Annotated in this window: 21 protein-coding genes and 1 pseudogene; 12 read left to right on the top strand and 10 right to left on the bottom strand. The window is 45.5% G+C overall.

Annotated features, from left to right (window positions below; all coding sequences use genetic code 11):
* Positions 1–232: 232 nt before the first annotated feature.
* Positions 233–544, bottom strand: a complete 312-nt coding sequence (locus GXP65_RS21070; protein ID WP_162093651.1) for a cupin domain-containing protein — start codon at positions 542–544, stop codon at positions 233–235.
* A gap of 8 nt (positions 545–552) precedes the next feature.
* Entirely contained in the window at positions 553–1203 is a 651-nt protein-coding gene (locus tag GXP65_RS21065; RefSeq protein ID WP_162093650.1) for a Qnr family pentapeptide repeat protein, read from the bottom strand.
* A 432-nt stretch (positions 1204–1635) separates the two neighbouring features.
* Between GXP65_RS21065 and ompW the strand changes: the two genes are divergently transcribed.
* The 3 genes from ompW (at position 1636) to GXP65_RS21050 (ending at position 5082) form a co-directional block, all read left to right on the top strand.
* Positions 1636–2277, top strand: a complete 642-nt coding sequence (gene ompW / locus GXP65_RS21060; RefSeq protein WP_162093649.1) for an outer membrane protein OmpW — start codon at positions 1636–1638, stop codon at positions 2275–2277.
* Positions 2278–2572: 295 nt separating this feature from the next.
* The gene (locus GXP65_RS21055) at positions 2573–3598 is read left to right on the top strand and encodes an HlyD family secretion protein (RefSeq protein ID WP_162093648.1); all 1026 of its coding nucleotides are present in this window, start codon (positions 2573–2575) and stop codon (positions 3596–3598) included.
* Positions 3595–5082, top strand: coding sequence for an MDR family MFS transporter (locus GXP65_RS21050; protein WP_162093647.1), 1488 nt, complete (start codon positions 3595–3597; stop codon positions 5080–5082). Before GXP65_RS21055 ends, GXP65_RS21050 begins: the two co-directional genes overlap by 4 nt.
* Before the next feature lie 86 nt (positions 5083–5168).
* On the opposite strand, the gene GXP65_RS21045 is transcribed toward GXP65_RS21050, so the two are convergent.
* Complete coding sequence (locus tag GXP65_RS21045; RefSeq protein WP_005434844.1) at positions 5169–5414, bottom strand: Rho-binding antiterminator; 246 nt, start codon at positions 5412–5414, stop codon at positions 5169–5171.
* Positions 5415–5569: 155 nt separating this feature from the next.
* Here GXP65_RS21045 and GXP65_RS21040 point away from each other — a divergent pair, with 155 nt between their 5' ends.
* The 4 genes from GXP65_RS21040 (at position 5570) to GXP65_RS21025 (ending at position 12123) form a co-directional block, all read left to right on the top strand.
* Entirely contained in the window at positions 5570–6703 is a 1134-nt protein-coding gene (locus GXP65_RS21040) for an MBL fold metallo-hydrolase (RefSeq protein WP_162093646.1), read from the top strand.
* 456 nt (positions 6704–7159) lie between these two features.
* Positions 7160–7927 carry a transcriptional regulator gene (locus GXP65_RS21035; RefSeq protein ID WP_032802841.1) on the top strand — a complete coding sequence of 256 codons (768 nt, stop codon included), beginning with the start codon at positions 7160–7162 and terminating at the stop codon, positions 7925–7927.
* Between the two features lie 260 nt (positions 7928–8187).
* Positions 8188–10878, top strand: a complete 2691-nt coding sequence (gene ygjK, locus GXP65_RS21030) for an alpha-glucosidase (RefSeq protein ID WP_162093645.1) — start codon at positions 8188–8190, stop codon at positions 10876–10878.
* Between the two features lie 525 nt (positions 10879–11403).
* Positions 11404–12123, top strand: coding sequence for a hypothetical protein (locus GXP65_RS21025; protein WP_039988881.1), 720 nt, complete (start codon positions 11404–11406; stop codon positions 12121–12123).
* A gap of 30 nt (positions 12124–12153) precedes the next feature.
* Here GXP65_RS21025 and GXP65_RS21020 read toward each other — a convergent pair whose 3' ends face one another.
* Together GXP65_RS21020 and GXP65_RS21015 are read right to left on the bottom strand one after the other, a co-directional pair.
* Positions 12154–12405: a TIGR03643 family protein gene (locus GXP65_RS21020; RefSeq protein ID WP_162093644.1), complete on the bottom strand. Its 252-nt coding sequence runs from the start codon at positions 12403–12405 to the stop codon at positions 12154–12156.
* A 128-nt stretch (positions 12406–12533) separates the two neighbouring features.
* Positions 12534–12953 carry a VOC family protein gene (locus GXP65_RS21015; protein WP_162093643.1) on the bottom strand — a complete coding sequence of 140 codons (420 nt, stop codon included), beginning with the start codon at positions 12951–12953 and terminating at the stop codon, positions 12534–12536.
* A gap of 200 nt (positions 12954–13153) precedes the next feature.
* Here GXP65_RS21015 and GXP65_RS21010 point away from each other — a divergent pair, with 200 nt between their 5' ends.
* The 5 genes and pseudogenes from GXP65_RS21010 to GXP65_RS20990 all read left to right on the top strand — a co-directional run bounded on the left by GXP65_RS21010 (position 13154) and on the right by GXP65_RS20990 (position 17261).
* Entirely contained in the window at positions 13154–13615 is a 462-nt protein-coding gene (locus tag GXP65_RS21010; RefSeq protein WP_038891045.1) for an ecotin family protein, read from the top strand.
* Positions 13612–13919, top strand: a pseudogene (locus tag GXP65_RS21005) (MliC family protein). The gene GXP65_RS21010 and the pseudogene GXP65_RS21005 overlap by 4 nt, the downstream one beginning before the upstream one ends.
* Positions 13920–14491: 572 nt before the next feature.
* On the top strand, positions 14492–14896 hold the full coding sequence (locus tag GXP65_RS21000; protein WP_038891043.1) for a hypothetical protein: 405 nt from the start codon (positions 14492–14494) through the stop codon (positions 14894–14896).
* A 14-nt stretch (positions 14897–14910) separates the two neighbouring features.
* A complete protein-coding gene (locus tag GXP65_RS20995) occupies positions 14911–16473 on the top strand; it encodes an NAD(P)-binding protein (protein ID WP_162093642.1) in 1563 nt (520 codons plus the stop codon).
* Positions 16470–17261 (top strand): hypothetical protein, encoded by a 792-nt coding sequence (locus tag GXP65_RS20990; RefSeq protein WP_103412028.1) that lies wholly within the window; start codon positions 16470–16472, stop codon positions 17259–17261. The genes GXP65_RS20995 and GXP65_RS20990 overlap by 4 nt, the downstream gene beginning before the upstream one ends.
* A 547-nt stretch (positions 17262–17808) precedes the next feature.
* Here the strand turns inward: GXP65_RS20990 and GXP65_RS20985 are convergent.
* The 5 genes from GXP65_RS20985 to GXP65_RS20965 all read right to left on the bottom strand — a co-directional run bounded on the left by GXP65_RS20985 (position 17809) and on the right by GXP65_RS20965 (position 21888).
* Positions 17809–18300 (bottom strand): VOC family protein, encoded by a 492-nt coding sequence (locus GXP65_RS20985; RefSeq protein ID WP_005428296.1) that lies wholly within the window; start codon positions 18298–18300, stop codon positions 17809–17811.
* 155 nt (positions 18301–18455) lie between these two features.
* Positions 18456–19394 (bottom strand): LysR family transcriptional regulator, encoded by a 939-nt coding sequence (locus GXP65_RS20980; protein ID WP_005428457.1) that lies wholly within the window; start codon positions 19392–19394, stop codon positions 18456–18458.
* Positions 19395–19493: 99 nt separating this feature from the next.
* Positions 19494–20744: a hypothetical protein gene (locus tag GXP65_RS20975; protein ID WP_162860269.1), complete on the bottom strand. Its 1251-nt coding sequence runs from the start codon at positions 20742–20744 to the stop codon at positions 19494–19496.
* A gap of 140 nt (positions 20745–20884) precedes the next feature.
* Complete coding sequence (locus tag GXP65_RS20970) at positions 20885–21202, bottom strand: DUF4144 family protein (RefSeq protein ID WP_010645482.1); 318 nt, start codon at positions 21200–21202, stop codon at positions 20885–20887.
* 149 nt (positions 21203–21351) lie between these two features.
* A complete protein-coding gene (locus GXP65_RS20965) occupies positions 21352–21888 on the bottom strand; it encodes a DUF924 family protein (protein WP_162093640.1) in 537 nt (178 codons plus the stop codon).
* Between the last annotated feature and the right edge of the window lie 36 nt (positions 21889–21924).

The following is a 21924-nucleotide window of genomic DNA, read 5'->3' as shown; positions in this document are numbered from 1 at the left end:
AAAGAAGATAGCGGCTATTGATGACGAATATCGCTCAGTCCTTTTAAAGACTGGAATTAAATTGCTCTAGCCGTGAACCATGGGGTACAAGCATGAAAAGGAAACAACAACGAAAGATAAAAATGGCTAGGAAGGCTCTTATCGGGGGCTGCTTTGATACAAGTCTAGAGCGATTCCGCTTGTATCTTTTGGGGAAGGGTGAGCATACCTTCCCCTTTTTTTGACCGGAGGTTTACTGATAAAAAACCGCCAGCCAAATTGTTTCTTGCTCGGGATCAGTCCAGCTCACACGGTGCTTGGTATGGGCAGGAATGTTGACGTGATCGCCCGTCTCTAAACGTTTTACAGAACCATCTTCATAAGTCAGTTCGCCTGTGCCTTGTAGAACCAATACCCATTCATGTTCTTCTTGATCGTACCATTCATCCTCTGGCGTGGTTTGCCCCTTCGAGACGATGCGCTCGATACGCAGCTGTTTATGCGTGAGTAAATCTTCGAACACTTCTTCACTCAGATCACTGGGTAGGTCTTTAAACAGATTCATAATGCTTCCTAAATAACGATCAATCCAAATGGTGCGAGCAGTTGTTCTTGCTGCCAGTCGCAGATCTTAACACCGTATAAAGAGACGCGGCGAATGTCCAAGCCTTCTAAGTCGACGTGGGTAAGGTCGCTCTCTTCTATATTAAAGCTGCCCCACTGTTCTTTGCTGAATTCACCTCTGGATAAGTCTGAGCCTTTAAAGCTTGAGCCCATCAGATTGGCGCCGCTCCATCGGTTCTCAAACAGGTCGCATTTCTCGATTAATGCACGCTCAAAGTTGGTGTAAGCCAAGTTGCAGCCAGTGATGTAGGCGATACAAAAGAAAACCGTATTGCTGACGCGATTAGCAAAGTTGGCACTTTGAAAGTTTGCGCCTTTCAAATCACACTTGCGCAGTTCGATGCCGACGCAGTCTGCACCATTGAACTGAGACATGGCCAACATGCAGTTATTAAAGCTGGCGTCTTTGAGTTTTGCATAACGGAAACTGCAGCCTTCTATGTCGCTCGATTGGATAAAGCGGCAATCAATAAACTTTGCATCACTCAGATCGGCATGGTCGAAATTGCACTGATAAAAGCGGCAGTTTTCAAAGGTGGTGTTTTGCAAATCTTGGTGAGAAAAGTCTTCCTGTTCGAAAGTGAGATCGGTCTTAATCATGGCTTTTTATCTTTTCTTTGTTCGGTTGGAAGCAGACTAACACCCTAAATGACTGATTTTCCAGAAATATAACTTGTTGTATTTCAGTGGCTTACAAAGGCCGAAAATCGCCAATTTAAGCGGTCAAATTGGCGATTTAAAGTGGGTATTTTTTGAAAATAATCCGAGCATATCGAGAAAAAAGTTTTGTTGAATGCAGAGGCGTACAGAGGAAGCGGAATGAGAACTGCGACGCATGCTTCTCACACGCACAGTTTGCATTACAGGATTGTGTCCTATTTGCATAATTTGTTGATCAAAATGGCGTTTTTATATACGAAAAAGCTATATTTTTCACAAATTGATTTCCATCAAAATAGTAGGGTTTCTATGTGCTAGATTGCGCGCAGCTCAAGAATATAAGAACTATTAAGCCCTACAAAGGAAATAACAATGAAAAAAACAATCAGCAGTTTAGCAGTGGTTGCCGCGTTAGTGTCTCCAAGTGTTTTCGCTCACAGTGAAGGTGACTTTATTCTACGTGTTGGTGCGGCATCGGTTGTACCAAACGACAGCAGTGACAAGATCTTGGGTTCTCAATATGAGTTAGAAGTTAATTCAGACACCCAGCTGGGTTTGACGTTTGGTTACATGTTTACCGACAACATCAGCTTAGAGGTTCTAGCTGCAACACCATTTAGCCACGATATCTCTACTGATTTGGTTGGCAAGGATATCGGTAGCACCAAACACCTGCCGCCAACAGTGATGGTTCAGTACTACTTTGGTGACTCACAAAGCAAATTCCGCCCGTACGTGGGTGCTGGTCTGAACTACACCATCTTCTTCGATGAAGGCTTTAACAGTACAGGTAAAGGTGCAGGTCTTTCTGATCTGAAATTGGATGATTCATTCGGTCTAGCTGCCAACGTGGGTGTGGACTACATGATCAACGATAAATGGTTCCTAAACGCATCGGCATGGTACGCAAACATTGAAACAGAAGCGACCTACAAAGCGGGTGGCGCGAAACAAAAAACTGACGTTGAGATCAACCCTTGGGTATTCATGATCAGCGGCGGTTACAAGTTCTAAGTAAAAGCAGTAGTAAAAGAACAATAAGATTATTGGCATGACTTTTAGGGGCAGTTGCGGGGATTGCCCCTCTTTTTTTGTCTGTTATTGCTGAACCATTCTTACTCTGTCTATCACACCCCATTGGATTTCCCTCTTCTATACTTTATGCACGATTGGAGAGTGAATGTCTTTGCGCATCATTTGAACAAATGATCAACGCTCAAAATCGGAACTTAACCTTTCAGATCATCTTGTTGTTCAGAAGCTGAAAAATCCTACACTGATCACATAATTGAACACCTGGACAATATAAATGAGCGACGATATCGCGAAGAAATCCTCTTCGAAATCCAAACTGACCAAAATCCTTTTCCTTCTCGTTTGTGCTATCGGCTTCGGTGCGATGTACTGGTCTTGGCAATATTCCGACAGTCACCCGAGTACGGAAGATGCCTATGTAAGAGCTAAAATCCTGTCAGTCGCTCCTCAGGTTCAAGGCCAAGTCATCTCAGTAGAAGCTAGAGACTTCCAAGTGGTGAACAAAGGCGATCTGTTATTAAAGATTGATTCTCGCCCTTATCTGCTTGCGGTTAAACAAGCGAAAGCGGCTTACCAATTGGCGGTTCAACAGCACGATGTGGCCGACAAACAAGTGACTGAGGCGGTGGCGGGATTGGATGCGGCGCGTTCTAACCTGACCGAAGCGCAGTTGGAGTACAAACGTACTAATTCGCTAGTGAAACGCAGATTAGCGTCTGACCAGGATTTGGATACTGCGAAGAACAAACTCGCTAACGCTCAAGCAAGCTTAGAACAAGCACGTGCAACGGTAGAAAAAGCAATCGCAAACCGCGGTGAAGAAGGCGCAGAGGCGGCGGTTGTTCAACAAGCGGCGGCGCAACTTGCACAAGCTGAATTGAACCTGAGCTACACCGACATCACTTCTCCTGTCGATGGCATTGCGGGTGAAATCAACACACATACTGGTTCTGTTGTCGGCATTGGCCAAACACTGTTCCCTGTGATTGTGAAAGACAGCTACTGGGTACGCGCAAACTTTAAAGAAACTGACCTAACGCACATCAAAGCAGGTATGCACGCTGAAGTCGTGATCGACATGTACCCAGATGTGGTTTGGGATGCGAAAGTGGAAGAGTTGTCGCCAGCAAGTGGTACTTCTTTCTCTTTGATGCCACCAGAAAACGCAACCGGTAACTGGGTAAAAATCAAACAACGTTTCCCTGTTCGTTTGACGCTTGAAGTGCCTGAAGGTGCGCCACAATTACGTGTGGGTGCAAGTTCTGAAGTGACTGTTGATCTGAAAAGTAACGCACAATGAGTAACGAGATTACGGCCGACAAACGGGGAATAGCCACCGTCGCCGTGATGCTTTCGGCCATCATGGTGCTGATAGACATGACCGTTGCCAACGTGTCGCTTTCACACATGATGGGCGCGTTGGGCGCAACGGCAGACCAAATCACTTGGGTGCTAACTGGCTACAGCATGGCTGAGGCGATCTTCATTCCGATGACCAGTTTCTGGGTATCGCGATTTGGTGAGCGCAAAGTCATGCTGGTGGCGGTCATCGGCTTTGTGATTGCCAGTGCTTTCTGTGGACAAGCGGGTTCACTCGAAGAGATGGTGGTGTTCCGTATTATCCAAGGTGCGTTTGGTGCCTCGGTTATTCCACTGGCACAATCTACATTGGTTCAGATTTACCCTTCTGAGCAAAAAGGTAAGGCGATGGCGATCTTCTCCATCGGTATCTTGCTTGGTCCGATTTTAGGCCCAGTAGTGGGCGGTGTGATTACTGACAACATCAACTGGCGTTGGATCTTCTACGTCAACTTGCCATTTGGCTTGGTGTGTACTGCGCTGATTTATCGCTACATCCACATCAGCAACAAATCCAAACCGAACTTCGACTGGTGGATCATTGGTTATATGGCCCTCGGGGTCGGTGCGTTGCAGTTCGTGCTCGACAAAGGTAACGACGAAGACTGGTTTAACTCTCGTATTATCCAAACCACAGTGCTGCTGGCGATCATGGGCTTAATCATGTGGATCTACCGCAGTTGGAAGACCAAGAGCCCCATTGCGCCTCTGTGGCTCCTCAAGGACAAAAACCTCATGGTCTCGTCCTTGATGATGGCGGTGGTGTCGATGGCCATGTTCGGCTTGACCACTCAACAACCGATGTTGCTTGAAAGCTTATTGAACTACCCAGTATCCACCACGGGTATGTTAATGGCACCTCGGGGGCTGGCGTCTGCCTGTATGCTGATATTGGTGATTGTGATTAACCCACAATTCGATCCAAGGTTGAAGATTGTCTTTGGCCTAACCTGTATCGGTATTGGTAGTTACCTCATGACCTTGTACTCCATGGAAATCGATACCTTCTGGATCGTGATGCCGAGTATGATTCAGGGCATGGGCTTAGGTTTGACCTTCTCGACTCTGTCGACACTGGCGTACATGACATTGCCGAAAGAGCAGTCAGTGGCAGGGGCGAGTATTTTTAACCTGTTCCGCACCATTGGTAGTTCGTTTGGTATCTCGATTGCGACTACATACCAATATCGTGACAGCCAACAGCAATGGCACGCTTTGGGAGAAGGCTTTAACCCTTATAACCCAGTGCTGCATGACTGGGCTGCGAAACAGGGATTATCGATTACCGATCCTGCGGCATTGGAGCAATACCAGAACATGCTCCATCAGCAATCGCAAATGGTGGCCTTTGTGCACACCTTCCAGTTGGTCGGGGTGATGTTTGTTATCATGATGCCGATGCTGATCTTTATCCGCTCAAGGTAAACCTCGAAAGCCAAACAAAAGCGCCCTTAACTCAGCCAGTTAAGGGCGCTTTTTTGTCTCTGACTCTTATATCGGTTTTCGAGTAATTAACCGAAGGTCACTTCACTGAAATGCGGGTTGTCTTTGAGTGCTCTCATCGCAATCAATTGTTCGGTTGGGAACGAAATGTGCTCGCCATCGATATCCAAAAACAAGCACTCTTGTCGTTCAATATCGTAGCCCGTATCAAATGCGCTGCCTTGATGTTTCTCACCGTTTTTGAGGGTGATCTCCACGGGCAGATTAAACATACAAGCGATTTCAATAAAATCGTATTGGCTGCAGGTCACCATAACTTTTCTCCTTCTCTTCCTTATCAAGACCGATAAAGGACAGAAATACTTCTCTGAAACCTAATCTTCATCTTACGCCCTATTTTGGTCATGAAAAAGACATACAAGCAGGCTTAACTAAAACCATAGTTTAGTGAACAAGACGTAGATAGGACATGTCTGAAACGACACTTAAAAACACGTACTTGGCTCGTGAGCGCGCAACGCAATCACTGATTACTCCTCACACTTACTACGCGCAGTTGGCGCATCGCATTAACCACTCACCTCAATTTGAACATGGACGCGTCAAAGACAAGATGCCAAATGTGCCAAGCCCTCAGTCTTTTTGGCAGGTGTGTTGGGCCTACATGGGCGGACGTTCGCCGCTCAGTCCCGATAACCAGTTGCCTTATTCATCGATAGAGCCAACGCGGTTTAAACAGCGACAACAAGCGATGCGAGTCACTTGGCTCGGGCATTCCACTTTGATGATTGAGACCGATGGCGTGCGCATTCTGACTGACCCCGTATTCGACTACGCGTCGCCGTTGATTGCTAAGGCATGGTTTGAGCGCAATATCCCCAATACAGCTGTACGGGATAGCTTGCCGATTCCGGATGTCATCGTGATCTCTCATGATCATTACGATCACCTCGAAGCTTCGACCATACGTTACTATTCTGATAAATCCGTAACATTTTACGTGCCACTCGGTGTCGGTAAGCATCTGATTCGTTGGGGCGTTAAACCTGATAACGTGGTGGAGTTTGATTGGTGGGAGAGCGTTCATTACGCCAACGTTGAGTTGATATGCACGCCAGCCAATCACAACTCTGGGCGCACTTATCTGGATAAGAATTCGACCTTATGGGCATCTTGGGTGGTAAAAGGGCAGCAAGAGACCCTCTATTTCAGCGGCGACAGTGCATACGATAGCCACTTTGCACAAATTGCTCAGCGCTGTGGCCCGATTGATATCGCCTGTTTGGAAGTCGCGGCAGATGTGAAAGGCAACCAAGGTTATCCGGTTGAGAACTGGGGGCACATGCAAGCGCATCACACCGTACGCGCATTCAAAGATCTGCAAGCGAAGAAGTTGCTACCTGTGCACTGGGCAACGTATGAGTTGTTTACACACAAATGGGATGAGCCCATTGAGGACTTGATTGAACATTGCCAAGCTGATCATATTGAGCTGATTACCCCAATGGCGGGAGAGAGTTTTTACGTGGCAAAAGAATATAAAAATAAGCCTTGGTGGCAAGCCAATAAATTATGTGAGCAAGCTAGAAAAATACGGGTATAATATGACGGCGCTTCAATAATACCTTGGTTAATTTAACCAACTTTCTTGCTCCTTATAACAAGATTTTTACTGGTCATCGAATCGATAAATTACCAGTGAGTCACTATTTTTCTGTGATCCCTCACGATAATAAATCTCTGAGTACAACTTTTTGATACTTCTCACCTAATAAAATAACCTTCTGAGAGAAAACTTTTACTAAAAATCTTTGTGAACTTAATTTTACGCATCAAAACAATTATACTCGTCGCCATACTGATAAGGCTTAAAATAGCTGGTCAAAGTGTGAACGCAATGAGTAAAACTTAATCAGTTAACAACAAGTAAAAGTCTCATCATTGAAACCGATTTAATTGATAAAGAGCGCTGGGAATAATTGGAACCAGCATCACAAGAGTAGGATTCTCTTGAATATATCATCAGGGATGCTGAAGAAATTAAAACAGGCATTGTTAGATGAATAATTCTGCAACGTATTTACTTGCTGCTTTACGAGAAAAAATTAAAGAGAAAGGGATTTGTTATTCCGATCTCTCTGCTGGAATGGGGATTCCTCTATCAACCATTAAGAGACAGTTACACAACACGTCTTTAGGGTTGGACAAAATACTCTCGTATGCCACTCATTTAGATACTGACTTAGTCGAATTGTCCATGCGTGGTAAACAGCTGCAACAAGAAAACGAGCAATTTATCACCGACATTAACAGTGAAATATTTCACCAGTATCCGTACCTGTTTGATTTCTTGTATTTATTACGTCGAAAGGAATGGTCTCCGCAAGATATTGCGAGCAAATACCAATTGACCCATACCTCGATCACCCTTTATTTCCGGGCATTGGAAATGATGGATTACATCGAGCTAAAAGGTGATGACCAATACCGCTTTAAAGACCAAGGTCGCTTTATTTTCGAAGAAGGTTCTAAGCTCGATACTTTGTTTGCTAAGCGCTTTCGAGATGAAGTGTTTAGCCATGATGTGCGACCACCGATTTGCATGGGACGTATCGCTATCACTGAAGAGCAGGAAGAGAAACTGGCGAATGAGGTGTACAACAAACTGATAGAGTTTGATGTGCAAAACAAGAGCGGGGAAGGTAGTAAGCGACTGAGAAACGTCTTGATGACTTACACGCCGGGCAACCAGATATTCCTTTCGGATACGATTCCGAATATTGACGGTGAATTATTAAAAGCCATCTCGATGGCGAATGAAAAATAGTGACTATTTAATCACAAAATAAAGAGTTTATATTAAGTGGGTGTGTTTGATCATGAATGCATCAAAGACCCACTATTATCCAAAATTAATGACCTGTTATTTAAATAGGTCAAACGAAGAAGAGACAAATTAACCGATCTCTTCTCAAATCCAAAAGTGAAATAAATAAGGCTGAATCTTCATCATCGAAACTCGGCAGGGCACGTCTCGACCTTTTTTCGCCTGATCAGGACCAAAAGCCAATAAATGAGGGATATAACATGCACTTTAAGACTTCTTTATGTGCGATTGCTGTCGGGGTTGCTCTAACACTTAGTGGATGCAACAGTAGTGATAATGACTCGAATGTGGAAGCGCCACTGAAAGCGGCTGAATTCCACAACACCATTGACCGTGCAGGTGTGCCAGTGGCACTGCGTGATCTACATGGTGGTCACCTTCGCTACATTCCTATGTTCGATAACGGTTCTTGGCATGGTCACACGTTAGATACCAAAGGTGGTGAAATTGCGCTAGGTGGTACGGCGTTGCTAACGGAAGAATACGTGTCATTCATGGCTGCACGTTTCGACCGTCTAACACTGATGGTTGACGGTGAAGCGATGCCGCTTGAGCTAACAGACGCTTACTCGCAACCAGGCGCACTGATTCAAGAGTACACAGGCGATAACGGCATCACTGCCGAACTTGAAATGCGCTTTGTGACCGACCGTACGTCTCTTGTTAAAACCACCATCAAGAACCCGAACAAGCTGGCTATTCAAGGCGAATGGGACGGCGAGTTGATGCAAGATTACCGTGCTGACGATGGTGAGCTATACAAAAACAGCGACAGCACAGTGCGCAGTGTTGAAGATGCATACCCTACTTACTCACGTGAAATCGCCGCGACAGAAAACGGCGTAGAAGTGTCTTTTGGCGCGGTTCGCGACTCTTGGTCTCTGCTGACTTCAGGCGACTCTAAGTTTGAAGTAACACGCTCTATCAAGCCAGAAACGTCGACTATCGATGATGATAAGAAAGGCTTTGTCCAAACGGCAGAGCTGGGTAATGGCGAAGAGATCACGCTATACACGGCTTACACGCACGTGCAAAACACCGCAGAGCAAGCGTCTGAGTTTGCCAAGCTTGACGATGTGATGGCCGATCCAAAAGGTTACATGCATGATTCAGCAATGCGTTGGGAAGAGTACCTAGAAAACGGTCTAACCAACGATGCCGCTTCAAAAGAGCATGAATTCGTTGCAGTAAAAGCGATGGAAACACTGAGCGCAAACTGGCGTGGTGCAGCAGGTGCCATTGACCACGACACAGTAACACCATCAGTAACTGCGCCTTACTTCTCTGGCAACATGACTTGGCCGTGGGATACATGGAAACAAGCGTACGCAATGGCTCACTTCAACCCAGATGTGGCGATGGAAAACATTCGTACTGTATTCCAATACCAAGTTCAGTCTGATGATCCTGTTCGCCCTTGGGATGAAGGTTACTTGCTTGACGTGGTGACTTACAACTTGCCAGCTGAACGTTGGGAAGGCATGTCTGCGGAATACAAAAAGGTGTTCCCACTGGCGACAGACGGTTTGAACTGGAACGAACGCAACACCAAACCATCTCTAGCTGCATGGGCAGTATGGGAAGTTTACACCGCACTGAAAGACGAGCATAACCGTCCGGAAGAAGCGAAGCAGTGGCTAGAAGAGATGTATCCGAAGTTAGTGGCATTCCACGATTGGTGGCTACGTGCTCGCGATACAAACAAAAACGGCATCCCTGAATATGGTGCAGCAAAAGACCCAATTCATACTGTATTTGAAGATGATGTGAATGATGGTTCTTGGGGATCGGATGCGTCAGTAGACGACATGAAGTTCCAGTACAAAGACGAAGCGAATGGCGACAAGTGGATCAAAGAGACTGGCATCGAGAAATACAACCAGTTGCTAACGTCCGGTGATTACACCGCGATGAGCATCCCAGCGAAAGTAGCTGCGGGTTGGGAATCTGGCCGTGACAACGCAGGTGTATTTGGCTTTATCGACACTATTGACAACCTACAAGGTATGTCTGAACTGCCGACACAAGACGAAGCTAAAGTGATCGACCAGATGGGTCGCTATGCACATGATACCAACGGATTCGACAACACCTACGATATGGTCATGGGTGAAGATGGCTCGGTGGTGACTTACCGTGATGATTCGCCAGAGAACATGGACAAACTGGCTCTAGCGAAGAAAGACTGGGAAGTGAAGTTCAACGAGAACACTGACGAAGCGAACAAGTTGTCTGGCTATTCGCTGATGCAAGAGTCGGTAGACCAAGCCTCTTACTGGTACTCGGATAACCTGTTCCTATCTCAAATTGCAGAAGTACTGGGCAAAGCAGATAAAGCGGCTGAGTTTAAAGAGAAAGCGGAAGACACCAAAGAGTACATCAACCGCTGTATGTTCGATGAATCAACTGGATTCTACTACGACATCGAAGTGGTACCTGGTGGCTTGAGCAACCAATGTGCTGGTCCAATGTTGGTGAAACGCGGCATGGGCCCAGAAGGTTGGTCTCCACTATTCAACAACGCGGCAACGCAAGAGCACGCGGATAAAGTAGTGAAGAACATGCTTGATACCAGCAAGTTTAACTCACCAATGATCCCACTTGGCACGGCGTCGATGGATAACCCGGCTTACGGCCCAGACATCTACTGGCGTGGTCGTGTGTGGCTGGATCAGTTCTACTTCGGTGTACGTGGTATGGACAACTACGGTTACGGTGTAGAAGCGCGTCAGATGGTGGATAAGCTATTCAAGAACGCACAAGGCTTAACAGAAACAACGCCAATTCAGGAAAACTACAACCCTGAAACGGGTGCAGTGCAGGGCGCAAACAACTTCTCTTGGAGTGCTGCGCACCTTTACATGTTGTACAACGGCTTCGTGGGCAAATAACACCTGTTAGTGAGTCACTAACACGTCAAATATTAAGCGTTGCAGATGACCCCCCCTAGCATCTGTAACCGCTTAATCCCCTTCAAATTAGGCTCAGTAAGATCAAACCGGACGGTGAAAATTGTCCGGTTTTTATAGAGTTATCACACTACTTTTTTGCAAATTCCTAAAATTTGTATGCTGGAAAAACTGAGCTACAAAGCCACTTCCCGTTAAAAAACAATCAGTAACTGTCCCGCATTTCGTTCTGCCTATTTTCAATACATAACATTTATAAAATGATCATTTAACTGTTTTGTAACAAAGCATATGCTTCATAAATCAATGAGGTCGTTAGATATTCATGCGAAAGCATTCAGAGTTGCCCTAACCTCGCCGCTGTTCAGCCGCTCCGAGCCGAAATTAATTCCAAACTCTACTTTGCCGCCTGAATTTTCCTCATTCAAAGGAGTGTATTGATAAATACCTCACTTTCTTAGTCGTCAGTATGACGTGTTGCGATGCAGCACCATCAAGGAAGGTGACATGAACTGTTTACAGACCAGCCTTTATAACTTGCTAGAAGACAATAACTTTGTGCCCTCTAAAGAGTACAAAGCCTCTATCGCAAGCTACCTACATTCCGATTCCTCACTCACACCTCAAGCGATGGGCAAGCTCACTGGAGAAATATTCCAGAGCAAACAAACCATGGCGTATTACTTGCTGCACAATGCCATCAATGAAGAAGAGGGCGCAGAGCGACTCAAAATGATTGCCAATCGTTATGCGCAAGGGGAAATGAAGCAGCAAATCATGCATCACTGCCAAAACGACAGAAACCACTCAGCCATGTACGCCAGTTTGATCCCATTAACGGGTTACCAAACCGAGGTATATCAAGAAGAGAAGTCGAGTGATTTCAGCAATGTGAGCCACTTTTACGACGACATTAAAATCCACCTTTTCCGTGCTCACTCCGTCGAACTTCGTTCTTGGTGTTTATTGGTTTCTCAACTGAGTTTTATCGACCAATCGGATATCCCGTATTTGAAAGAGATGCGACCGACCATTCAGCAGATTTTAGATGATGAGGTGAGGCAGGTTTCCTACACGGCGCAACACGTAAGCCAGTGGTTGGAAGAAGATCCGTCACTGTGCCAAGCCTTCACGCAATGTATGAGCCACACCTACCGAGAAACATGGGATTACCTTGCCTCTATGGCGGAATTCATGCGAGACAGTGCGCCTTACTTTATGGTTTAAGCACAGAACACTTGAACTTGGCCGAGAGGCTTAACGTTGTTTGTACTGCGTTGGACAATAGCCTCTGTTCACGTCTGGTGAGCGCAGTTTTAAGTGTTTGGTGTTGCGTCCAGAGACACGTTGTCGCCAAAGCTTGAAACTGCGGGGTTTGAGGTGGCGACGCATCAAGCTGATAACGCCAATATCGTTCAGGCCGAATTGATGCTCAATGGCTTCAAACGGGGTTCGGTCTTCCCATGCCATTTCTATGATTCGGGATAGCGCGTCGTCGCTGGGTGTCATGGTGTGTTCCTAATCAGGGTGCCTATTTAAGCTTAGGAACACACATACGTAATCTATGGCGAAACGGTTTAATTGGAAGCCGCTTTTAACCGATAAAATGAGGAAATAAAGTTAGGAATAGCAAAGAGTTATTTCTGTGGTTTAAGCTCGACTACATTGCCTTCTGGATCTTCTAAATACACAGACCGACCAAAGCCCTGTGCACCATATCGTTCAGCAAACTCTTCGACATGGACATTATGTTGATGAAGATACTCAAGCAACTCAGACTCTTCAAAAGGCGCAATTTGCAGACAGAAATGGTCGAGGTTGCGGCCATCTTGGCTTGGCGATTTACCGCCTAACTTGCCAAGTTCACTCTCAACCGTTACCAAATCAATGATGGCCGTGCCAGCACGTAACTGTGTCAGGCCTAAGTCGGGCAACTCCCGCTCGATAGGACACCCCAATAGATCTCGATAGAAACGGAGCATCGCATCGAGATTATCCGTTCTCAATACCACGTGGTCGAGGGCTTTGATTTCAATGGGGTTGTGCTGGTTTGCCATGACGTGTTCCTTTTTCGAGCATTGAGAAAAGTATACGCACTAAACCAGCAAGCTGATCGCTAGAGCCAGCATGACTACGCGCGTTTATTTTGCTAAGAGCGTCGTAATTGTGAGAGCCAGCCTCAAATCCTACCGTCCTCTCACATTAAATCAGAATTCCCCATTACAATATGCCCATCCATATGAAAAAGGAAAAAACGATGAAAGCAGTTTGGTTGGCCGCAGGTGCATTGGCACTGAGCGGATGTTCGGCAATGAACTCAGCAAATGATGTATCTCGCCCATCAGCAGAGATGTTCCCTGAGATGGAGAACATGACGAAGCACGTTTTCTATGTAGACCCAGCAAGCAACGAAGCAGATAAGCGCGTTGAGCTTGTGGTAGGCAAAATGATGGAAACAGACTGTAACCGTGTTTCTCTAGGCGGCAGTGTGAGCGAGCATTCGCTAGAAGGCTGGGGCTACACTTACTACCAAGTTGACGCTTCACCAGCAGGCGGCATCTCTACACTAATGGCTTGTCCTGAAGACATGGAAAAGGTAGAGACTTTCGTTCAAATGCCAACACGCGACCTTTACCGTTACAACAGCAAGCTACCTGTTGTGGTTTACGCACCAGCGGATTTGGACGTGAATATTCGCGTTTGGGCGCCTGAAGAATGATTTCTCTTCCGGCTAAAATCACTTTGACACTAGGTAGTTTGCTTGTACTTGGAGGCTGTACTTCCAATGTGCCGAAGTACCAATATCAGTGTGATGACGGCCATCAGTTTGCTGCCCGTTTTGAGCAGGAAAAAGCGCGGATTACCGTTGATGGTGGAAGAGAGCTGAGCTCAAACAAGTCCGCTCGGCTTCTGGTGTAAGGTATCTATCTGATGACCAAATGTTAGTGCTCCACACCAAAGGTGACGAAGCGATTTTGATCGTCAATGAAATATCGCAGAGTACATGTCGCATTACGAAGTAATCTAATCGCTCAAAGGCTTGGTTGATACCGAGCCTTTTTTATACTCAAAAGCTAAACGGATTGTATTCGGTGAGTGATTCCAGTGAATATTGAGGACTTGCGTCTCTACACAGAGCTTCACCAGTTCTATTTTGTACCTGTTTTCCGCTCTATGTTTAAAGGTAAGTCAAGCAGACTTATCGTAAGCTGAAGTGAGATATCTGCCTATTTTATAAAATCTTAATGTTCAATGTGTTACTAGTAACAAAGTAGTAATACCTATTTAGGTCTTCTATCACTTAAAGTTGATGTAATTGGCTGCGTTTATCACTTTTTTCTCTCTTTTTTGAAAAATCTCTTATTCCCGTAAATGTTTACTCCTTCACTTTTCCCATAACTCCTTTCCTTATTGTTTCTTTTGTTTTTTTAAGTTGTTGATATTTATAGTTGTCCTCTTTTTTGGTGAAGGTTTGTTCAATGGCATATCTCTTACAGAATTAAACGAGTTAAGCCAATAGTGATAAGTTCGCAATTGATATACATTCTCGTTTGGGAACATTCCCGCAATAAATATAAAAATGGAGAAAACTATAATGAAAAACGTTCTTGGCTTCGTGACCCTTCTTGCTGCTTCTCTGGTTCACGCTGAAGATGCGATTACTTTTCCGACTCAATCCGCTGCAGAGGTAAACGATCCAATCGTCTTTCCTACTGTTCAGCATCCCATTGTGTTGGTTGGTGGTTACGAAGTAGAAAATGGTGTTTTACGCTCTCGCACTTATGACTGTGGCATTAACATCAGTGATTTAAACTTATCAGCACAACTGGTGTGGGAAGGGGCGACACCAAAAGTGATGATTTTAGGTGATGATCTGATTATGTGTCGCTCACTGGCAAATAGCCCGTTTGAACTGGACATCAGTGGCGTGCTTGAGCAACTTCCGAATCACGACCTATATCGTGTAGAAATCGCGAATCATGTGAACTTTCACCGATAGTTCGAGGTGAGAAGATGATTTGCCATTCTATTAGTGAAGGGGAGGTTGAGGCTTGCGCTAGCGCAGGCCGCTCTCGCCCGAAAGTCGCGATTTTTGGCGCGGGAATTTCAGGCTTAGCCGTCGCGCATAATTGTATAAAGCAAGGCTTTGATGTTGCCGTTTACGACAAGGAGCTCTACACCGGAGGCAAGTGCATTGGTACGGTAGATGATGGCGGCGTGGTGCATGAGCTTACACATCGACAGTTCTTCGCTAAAAACTACAACCTGATTAACTTTCTTAAAGAAATCCCCTTAGAGTCAGGGAGTTGTTTAGATTCACTCTATCCTCAAAATGTTGTTCAATTCTCTTGGGCTCAAAGTAATAAAACGATCCCGTTTCAGCGTAGCTATTTCACTCGCCTAGAAAAGTTGTGGGATGATGCGAAATCAGCTTATTCGATGCTCTATTCTCAAGTGCCCGTGAAGGACACGCTTTGGTTTAAGCAACGGCTACAAGCTCCTTACTCGATAGAAGGTTTACTCGGCGTTTCTGTTCGTGATTTCTTCTCCTACGATACCCGTCCCAAGCTTGCTATCTTCTTAAGATCTGTATTGCTCGGATGGATCGGCGCAACCGATGATACGCCCGCACTGGCTATTTTGGATTTACTCAACAATAAAGAAGGAGAGTTGCATCCATTTGCTCCGGACGCTTACAGCTTGGGAATGGACAAACCAATTAGTGATGCGCTGATTAACCCGCTGACTCACCATCTACAAAAACAGGGCGTTCAATTTCATTTAGGCTATAAAGCACAAGCCATATACCCTAATAAGGCCCGAACACGAATTGAAGGCGTTCGACTTCATACCGATAGTACCGTTTTGGCCGATTATTATGTGTTTGCACTACCGGCTCACGTGACACAATCCCTACTCGCTGAGACAAGTCCTGCTCTGAGTTATGACTATGTGTTGAGTCACGGATTCCAGTTCTATTTTTCACGGGTACCTGCGGTATTGAAGAGTAGGACGGTTGGTTTGGTCCTCGATTCTCCTTGGGGATTGAGTTATCACGTGACCACGCGAAATACGCCCCGAGGCGAAATGACGTGTTTGTCGGTGACGGCAACCGACCTTGATAATGCGCTTGGCCTTCTTTATCAAAAACCGATGCTGTCTTGTACAGAGCAGCAAGTTAAAGATGAGCTATTGTTTCAACTCTTCGGACAACTAGATTTACTGGATCACTCGGCCTACCAAGGTTTTAGAGTGGGGTTAGGGGCAAAAATGGTCTCGCCGCAAGAGCTGGATGCTTTGTATGCCGATCACTTTCATGGTGATATCGTTATCAATGAAAGTGGCCAGCCTCGTTGCTGGGTCTTGCAACATGCATTAACGCAACCAACGGCTCAGAGTACGCTCTCGACTACCGTGAAAAACTTCTCTAACGTCTTCTTAAGCGGCGAGTACTTGTCTGATCCAAGGCAAACTTGGCGAGTCCCTGTTACGCTGGAACGCTGCATTGAAACTGCCAATCTGTGTGCGATGGATGTGGCTGCGCGAGCCCTCTCTGAGAGTGAGGAGAGTCAATGAAGTCACTGGTCTACTCCCCATTATCATGTGGGCTGTTTCTGATACTTTGCTTAGTTTATGGCAGTGGTTTTTATCTGCTTGTGCAAAGCTCTGTGTGGCTGACATTTGTGCTGACACTCATGTTGCCGGTGTTGTTTTGGCCGCTGACGAAGCCAGTAGAAAATGCCAATGAGATAAAGCGTATCCTTTGTCTAGAAACAGGCTTTAATCTGTTATGTTTCCTCGCTGTGAGCCAGTGGGTAAGCGTGGAATACGTCGACAAAGGCTTGGTCGTGTTTTTTGTCTTGCAGTCCGCTGGATTTATCATGGTGCAAATCAAAAAGCAGGCTTACCTATCGGCACTGATATCGATGGTGTTGGCGGCGGCGATTGCTTATTGGATACACATTGGTGCGCAAACCACTCTGTTAGGTGAAGGGAGCATTCTGTTGTTTGGCGAGGCGGTGCCTTGGCAATTAAAACTGATTTATGGCTTTTGGTTAATGCAATTGCTGTTGGTGGAGTATCGTTCTGTTTTACCAAAACTGACGCTTGCGATTTGCCATATTGCCTCCTTTGTTATTGCAATTGGCGCGGAGGATTTCTTCCATGCCCGCATCGTGACAGCCAGTCATCTTTTATTCCTCAGTCTGTGTTTTAACCTCAAGAGTTTGGATTGGGGAGGTGGCGATTTTGTCGTATCTACTCGGTTCAGTCGTTTTATTCAATTAAAGATGATCAGAGAGCCGTTGTCTGAGTTCTTGCTCGGTATTGTTGTGATGACGTATCTCGGGATCTTTTTGATATAGCGAGCTTAGGGTTGTGTTTCTCACTCGCAACCCCCTCCAACTCCCCCTTGTATTGACATTGTTTGCTCAGCATTTGCATTTAGTGTCCAAGGGGGAGGGATTTTCTTTGGCGCGATGAGGGAATTTATCTCCAACTTTTCGAGTTATTCCGGCAGGCCTAGTTGACATCAGGAGTCTCGCTTTAACCCGCTCCGACAGTTCCTCCCCTTTACTCTCGATGTATTTTGATCGCCAAAGCTGAGACAAAGGGGAGGTTAGGAGGGTTGCTACTTTTGGACTAACAAGAGTCGAGAAAATATGTTGTCTCGCCCCTTCGTCGCTCTCGAGAATGGCAAGTCTTTAGTACAGCACCTTAACGTCGTCATTCCGAGGAGCCTAGGCGACATTAGGAATCTCTCTTTAACCCGCTCGGACAGTTCCTTCCCTTTACCTAAATGGCCTTTGTAGTCTCCGAAGTTACAGCCAAGGGGAGGTTGGGAGGGGTTGTTTCATCAAAACAAAAAAGGGTTGGCACTAGGCCAACCCTTTCTGATTCTTTAGCATTCAATTACTCGTAATCAGACGCGTAAGTTTCTTCGTAAGTGTGTGAGTAAAGCTCGAATAGGTTACCAAACGGGTCTTCCATGTAGATCATTTGAGCTTGTTTGCTGTCGTCTTCTGGGTGGTAGCGCATGATGTCCATGCGAGCTTTACCACCAAACTCTTCAATACGTTTGATAGTTTGTGGGAACTGCTCTTTCGCTACTTGTAGACAGAAGTGGAAGATGCCTAGACGAGAGAAATCGACTTCGTGACGCTCTTGGCGCTCTTTCATTTCAAACAACTCAACACCGATACCGTCAGACGTCACTAGGTGAGCGATGTTGAAGCCTTTGAAGCCTTCACCGAATACAGCGATACACATACGACCGATTGCTGATTCGCGCTCTTCGATAACTTTTGTGTTGTTCATTACGATGCGAAGACCAAGCGCTTTAGTGTAGAACTCTACTGCTTTGTCCATATCGCCAACCATGATGCCTACGTGATTCATTTTCATAATTCTGCTCCAAAAACTGTGATGATTAATTCGTGTTTCGTTTCGATGGAGGAGAGTATATGGAGAAATTTTGATTACATGAAATTATCAATAATTTTTAAGATAATAATTTTTTGTTATCGCTATTTCTTAGGCATCACTCATTTTATTTTCAGTTAAGCATAGGACTGACTGACGATGAGCTCTCTTAGCCATTTATGGCTTGGGTCATTGTCGAGTTGTTTGTTCCAAAGTAGAAAGAACCCGCCTGGTTCCATCTCGATTGGGAGCGGCTTAATCACAATATCCGATTTGCCTTCGAACTCGCGGATGCTTTTGTAAGGATAGGTGAGCAATAAGTCGCTCTTCTCACACAGTTTCACTGCGCTGGAAATGTCGGACATGTTGACGGCGTTATCAATGCGCAGTCGTTTCGTATCCAAAACTTCATGTAATAGCCAACTAGATACGCCACCAGTGATGACTTGAATGTGGCGGTATTTCAAGAAGGTATTGAGGTTCCACTTTTCCTCTAACGCAGGGTGTCCTTTTCGCATGATACAAGCAGAGGTGTCACGCATGAGTTCGGCATAATTCAGTGTGTCGGGGATGGTATCGACATGGGTTTTAGAACGGGCATCAAACTCAAAGATACCCACACCAAAATCGATCTCTCTTCTTTGTAGTCGAGTAATGCTGCCGTTACTCCAATCCTCACTTTTTATCGTGATCCTTGGCGCACTGGATAAGGCTTGAGGTAGAAAACGTGGGTAAATCGTGGAGTAGGCGGTTTCAATAAGGTCGATGCTAAAAACACGTGTTGAGCGTTCTGGGTCAAACTCTTCTGGCTCTCGGAGCTGATCAATTTGCATCAGAATCTGTTGCAGCTTGCTCTCTAGTGCTAGCGCTTTTGGTGTTGGTAGTAGACCTTTGGACTCACGTTCGAACAACGGGTCATCAAACTCTTGGCGCAATTTAGTCAGCTGTTTACTGACGGCCGATTGAGATAAGAATAGTTTCTCTGCAGTTCTGCTTACGCTGCGTTCTTGCAGTAAAACGTACAAGCAAATCAGCAGGTTCATATCATTTTTTATTAAGTGGGATAGATTTATCATGATATTCCTATCAGTCAACTTACGAGTTGAAGGTTATGAATAGAAACTATATCACTTAATTGAAATGAGTTAAGTCAGAAATACAGGGAAGGTCTTTAATCAAAGAATCAAAAGGTCGAGGTATTGGCTAAGCTCTTTCCTGATTTCTAACTCTGCTTCTGATAAGTATTTAGGTGTGTGTGCATCAACTACGGCAATGTTTTGTTCGCGAACTTGGTGGGTATCGCCAGTGGCGTCAAATACGCTGCTTAGCAAGTTCATCGATTGTGACATCAAAGCTTCGCTCTCTTGCTGTGAGAGTCGTGGTTTAGCATCAAAACCAAGCGCGCAGAGGATGTCGTTAAAGTGCATTGCATAACCTGAGCCAGAGACATCAAATGTGGTGCTCTTGATTCCATCTGGGCTTTTCTCCCACAGATACGGGGGATGTTTGAGTGTGCCAAAACCAATCGCGATGACGCGCTTCGGATAGTGCAGCTCTAACCGTCTGTCCCAGATATCCCCCGCTTTTCCTGCCTCAATCACTACTTCAATGTTGCCCTCCAGTGAAGCAAGTTCGCCTTCGACATAGAGATGAGTTTCAGCGCCTTGTGTGTACTCCAATTGCGATTCACTAATCCGTTCGGCACAGATTTGTTTTAGTTCAACCAGCGAGTCACCTATGCTGGATTTATGCAGGTAACGCACCAGCCCTGCAATTGCGTGGATGCCCATATCAAAGCCGTAACCTCCGCCGCCGCTGGTGGTTAAGTTAAGTAGTTTTCTCGCGTTGAGTAATTCAATTCGGTTTTCAAAACGGAAGCCTTGGATTGCTTCATGACTGTCGATGGGGTTATCGGCAGCAATCGCAATGATCTTATTGGGCACTCCGTCAGGCAGTGTGATAGGTGAGTCAGCAAAAAGCGCTTCAAGCGAAGGAGCAACCAAAGCCGTATCGATAAAGTAAAATAGTGCCCCGCGACGTTTAAGCTCAGGGATGACTTGGTTAAAGCCTCTATCTATTTCAGCCAGTGAGAAAGACGGTTTCTCAACCACAAACAGAAGGTCTTGAGTGTCGAGAGCATTACTCACTTGTTCAATGATGGGGAGATGTGTGCCAACTGGCGTGAGAACGAAGGCCGCAGCAACATCAGTATGTGAGTTAGCCTGTAAAAACGCATTAAGATTGGCGTAGCAAGCGGAGTAAGGGAATTGGAACTGAGATACAAAGGACTTGGGATGTTGAACTGCAGGATCGATAGCGACGATATCAAAGTGAGAGCTTAGGGTGTGCAGAAGGCTTTCATACAAACCCACCACAGACGATTTAGCGTTCCCTAGTCCACCAAATACTAATACGACCTTGTTCATAAGCGACTTCACCATCCACACAATTCACCGTGACAGACTAGCAAATTTTATTGGCAGACCAGCTACTTTTTACCAATCAATAGCCCCACATTTTGTTTTCGTAAATGCAACTTCGATGTGCAGAGGAAAGTGCGCGATTGTTAATCAGCTAAGGCCTCAATCGCTTGTTGGACGGAAGTAAAATGGATTTTGATGATGCAGCGCTGCGCTTGGGCAAACTCGTGTTTTTGAATAAGTTCTGTCACTTGCTGTACGCTCAATGTTTGTGGCAAAAGGTCCAATTCCACCGTGTTATTAGCACCATTTCTCAATGCAAAGCAATGGCCTTGCGTATCAATCACAATGTCATCCTGACCCCAAATCAATGCTTGGCACTCGGCGTTTAACTGCTCTGATGAAGCTAAATACACCAGTTCGTCGTCGCCATCGAGTTTGAGCAAACAAGGCCATGTGATCATTGCGTTACCTTAATATTTGGAATGAGTCATTTGAAGTTGAGCTCGAGCTAAACAAGCTACGTAAGGCAAGTACGATACACAAAGCCTTAAGAGAGCAAAAGGCTTTATGCATGGTGCAATAGTTCGTTTTAGTTGGCAGGTGTGCTTGCTTAAAATCTGGAACCTGGTTGCTGTAAGAATTCCACTTCTTCTGCGGTGCTATCTCGGCCTAGAATCGCATTGCGGTGCGGGTAGCGACCAAAGCGATCGATAATCACTTTATGCTTTAGCTCGAACTCGTAATTAGATTTTCGCCCAAGAGCTTTGAACAGCTTCTCTGCCTCTTCATGAATTCGCTTAGATTCACTGTGCATAAATGGCATGTACAAAAAGCTGCGTTCAACGTCGGTCAATTCTTGGTCTAAGCCTAGACGAATTGCCTCTTGCGCCAAGGCAAGCGCAAGAGCATCTTGAGCAAAAGCTTTTGGCGTATTGCGGTAAACGTTGCGAGAGAATTGGTCGAGCACGATGATCTCCGCCAGACGGCCTTGCGCTGTGTCTCGCCAGCCAAACAACTCAGATTGAGCGGCTTGTTCTAAGGTAGTGAGAAAGCGTGTTTCGATTTGTTTATCGACATCGGCGTTACTCACAAACCAATCTTTTGGTTCCAGTTCTTCAAACCAGAAAGTCAGGATATCTTGGTACATGATTGCTTCCCTGATAGAAAAAGAGCTAGGGGTATA

Source organism: Vibrio sp. LB10LO1, from assembly GCF_010092875.1.
Taxonomy (GTDB): Bacteria; Pseudomonadota; Gammaproteobacteria; order Enterobacterales; family Vibrionaceae; genus Vibrio; species Vibrio campbellii.
The sequence above is the reverse complement of the archived record's forward strand: the minus strand, read 5'-3'. Positions and strand labels throughout refer to the sequence as shown.

What these genes read in the sequence shown, in the direction of transcription:
- GXP65_RS20975 (WP_162860269.1), bottom strand. Translation starts at nt 20,744, where the DNA reads ATGAACAAGGTCGTATTAGTATTTGGTGGACTAGGGAACGCTAAATCG.
- GXP65_RS21040 (WP_162093646.1), top strand. Translation starts at nt 5,570, where the DNA reads ATGTCTGAAACGACACTTAAAAACACGTACTTGGCTCGTGAGCGCGCA.
- GXP65_RS21025 (WP_039988881.1), top strand. Translation starts at nt 11,404, where the DNA reads ATGAACTGTTTACAGACCAGCCTTTATAACTTGCTAGAAGACAATAAC.
- GXP65_RS21055 (WP_162093648.1), top strand. Translation starts at nt 2,573, where the DNA reads ATGAGCGACGATATCGCGAAGAAATCCTCTTCGAAATCCAAACTGACC.
- GXP65_RS21020 (WP_162093644.1), bottom strand. Translation starts at nt 12,405, where the DNA reads ATGACACCCAGCGACGACGCGCTATCCCGAATCATAGAAATGGCATGG.
- GXP65_RS21070 (WP_162093651.1), bottom strand. Translation starts at nt 544, where the DNA reads ATGAATCTGTTTAAAGACCTACCCAGTGATCTGAGTGAAGAAGTGTTC.
- GXP65_RS21000 (WP_038891043.1), top strand. Translation starts at nt 14,492, where the DNA reads ATGAAAAACGTTCTTGGCTTCGTGACCCTTCTTGCTGCTTCTCTGGTT.
- GXP65_RS21010 (WP_038891045.1), top strand. Translation starts at nt 13,154, where the DNA reads ATGAAAGCAGTTTGGTTGGCCGCAGGTGCATTGGCACTGAGCGGATGT.
- GXP65_RS20985 (WP_005428296.1), bottom strand. Translation starts at nt 18,300, where the DNA reads ATGAAAATGAATCACGTAGGCATCATGGTTGGCGATATGGACAAAGCA.
- GXP65_RS20980 (WP_005428457.1), bottom strand. Translation starts at nt 19,394, where the DNA reads ATGATAAATCTATCCCACTTAATAAAAAATGATATGAACCTGCTGATT.
- ompW (WP_162093649.1), top strand. Translation starts at nt 1,636, where the DNA reads ATGAAAAAAACAATCAGCAGTTTAGCAGTGGTTGCCGCGTTAGTGTCT.
- GXP65_RS21035 (WP_032802841.1), top strand. Translation starts at nt 7,160, where the DNA reads ATGAATAATTCTGCAACGTATTTACTTGCTGCTTTACGAGAAAAAATT.
- ygjK (WP_162093645.1), top strand. Translation starts at nt 8,188, where the DNA reads ATGCACTTTAAGACTTCTTTATGTGCGATTGCTGTCGGGGTTGCTCTA.
- GXP65_RS20970 (WP_010645482.1), bottom strand. Translation starts at nt 21,202, where the DNA reads ATGATCACATGGCCTTGTTTGCTCAAACTCGATGGCGACGACGAACTG.
- GXP65_RS20990 (WP_103412028.1), top strand. Translation starts at nt 16,470, where the DNA reads ATGAAGTCACTGGTCTACTCCCCATTATCATGTGGGCTGTTTCTGATA.
- GXP65_RS20995 (WP_162093642.1), top strand. Translation starts at nt 14,911, where the DNA reads ATGATTTGCCATTCTATTAGTGAAGGGGAGGTTGAGGCTTGCGCTAGC.
- GXP65_RS21065 (WP_162093650.1), bottom strand. Translation starts at nt 1,203, where the DNA reads ATGATTAAGACCGATCTCACTTTCGAACAGGAAGACTTTTCTCACCAA.
- GXP65_RS21050 (WP_162093647.1), top strand. Translation starts at nt 3,595, where the DNA reads ATGAGTAACGAGATTACGGCCGACAAACGGGGAATAGCCACCGTCGCC.
- GXP65_RS21045 (WP_005434844.1), bottom strand. Translation starts at nt 5,414, where the DNA reads ATGGTGACCTGCAGCCAATACGATTTTATTGAAATCGCTTGTATGTTT.
- GXP65_RS20965 (WP_162093640.1), bottom strand. Translation starts at nt 21,888, where the DNA reads ATGTACCAAGATATCCTGACTTTCTGGTTTGAAGAACTGGAACCAAAA.
- GXP65_RS21015 (WP_162093643.1), bottom strand. Translation starts at nt 12,953, where the DNA reads ATGGCAAACCAGCACAACCCCATTGAAATCAAAGCCCTCGACCACGTG.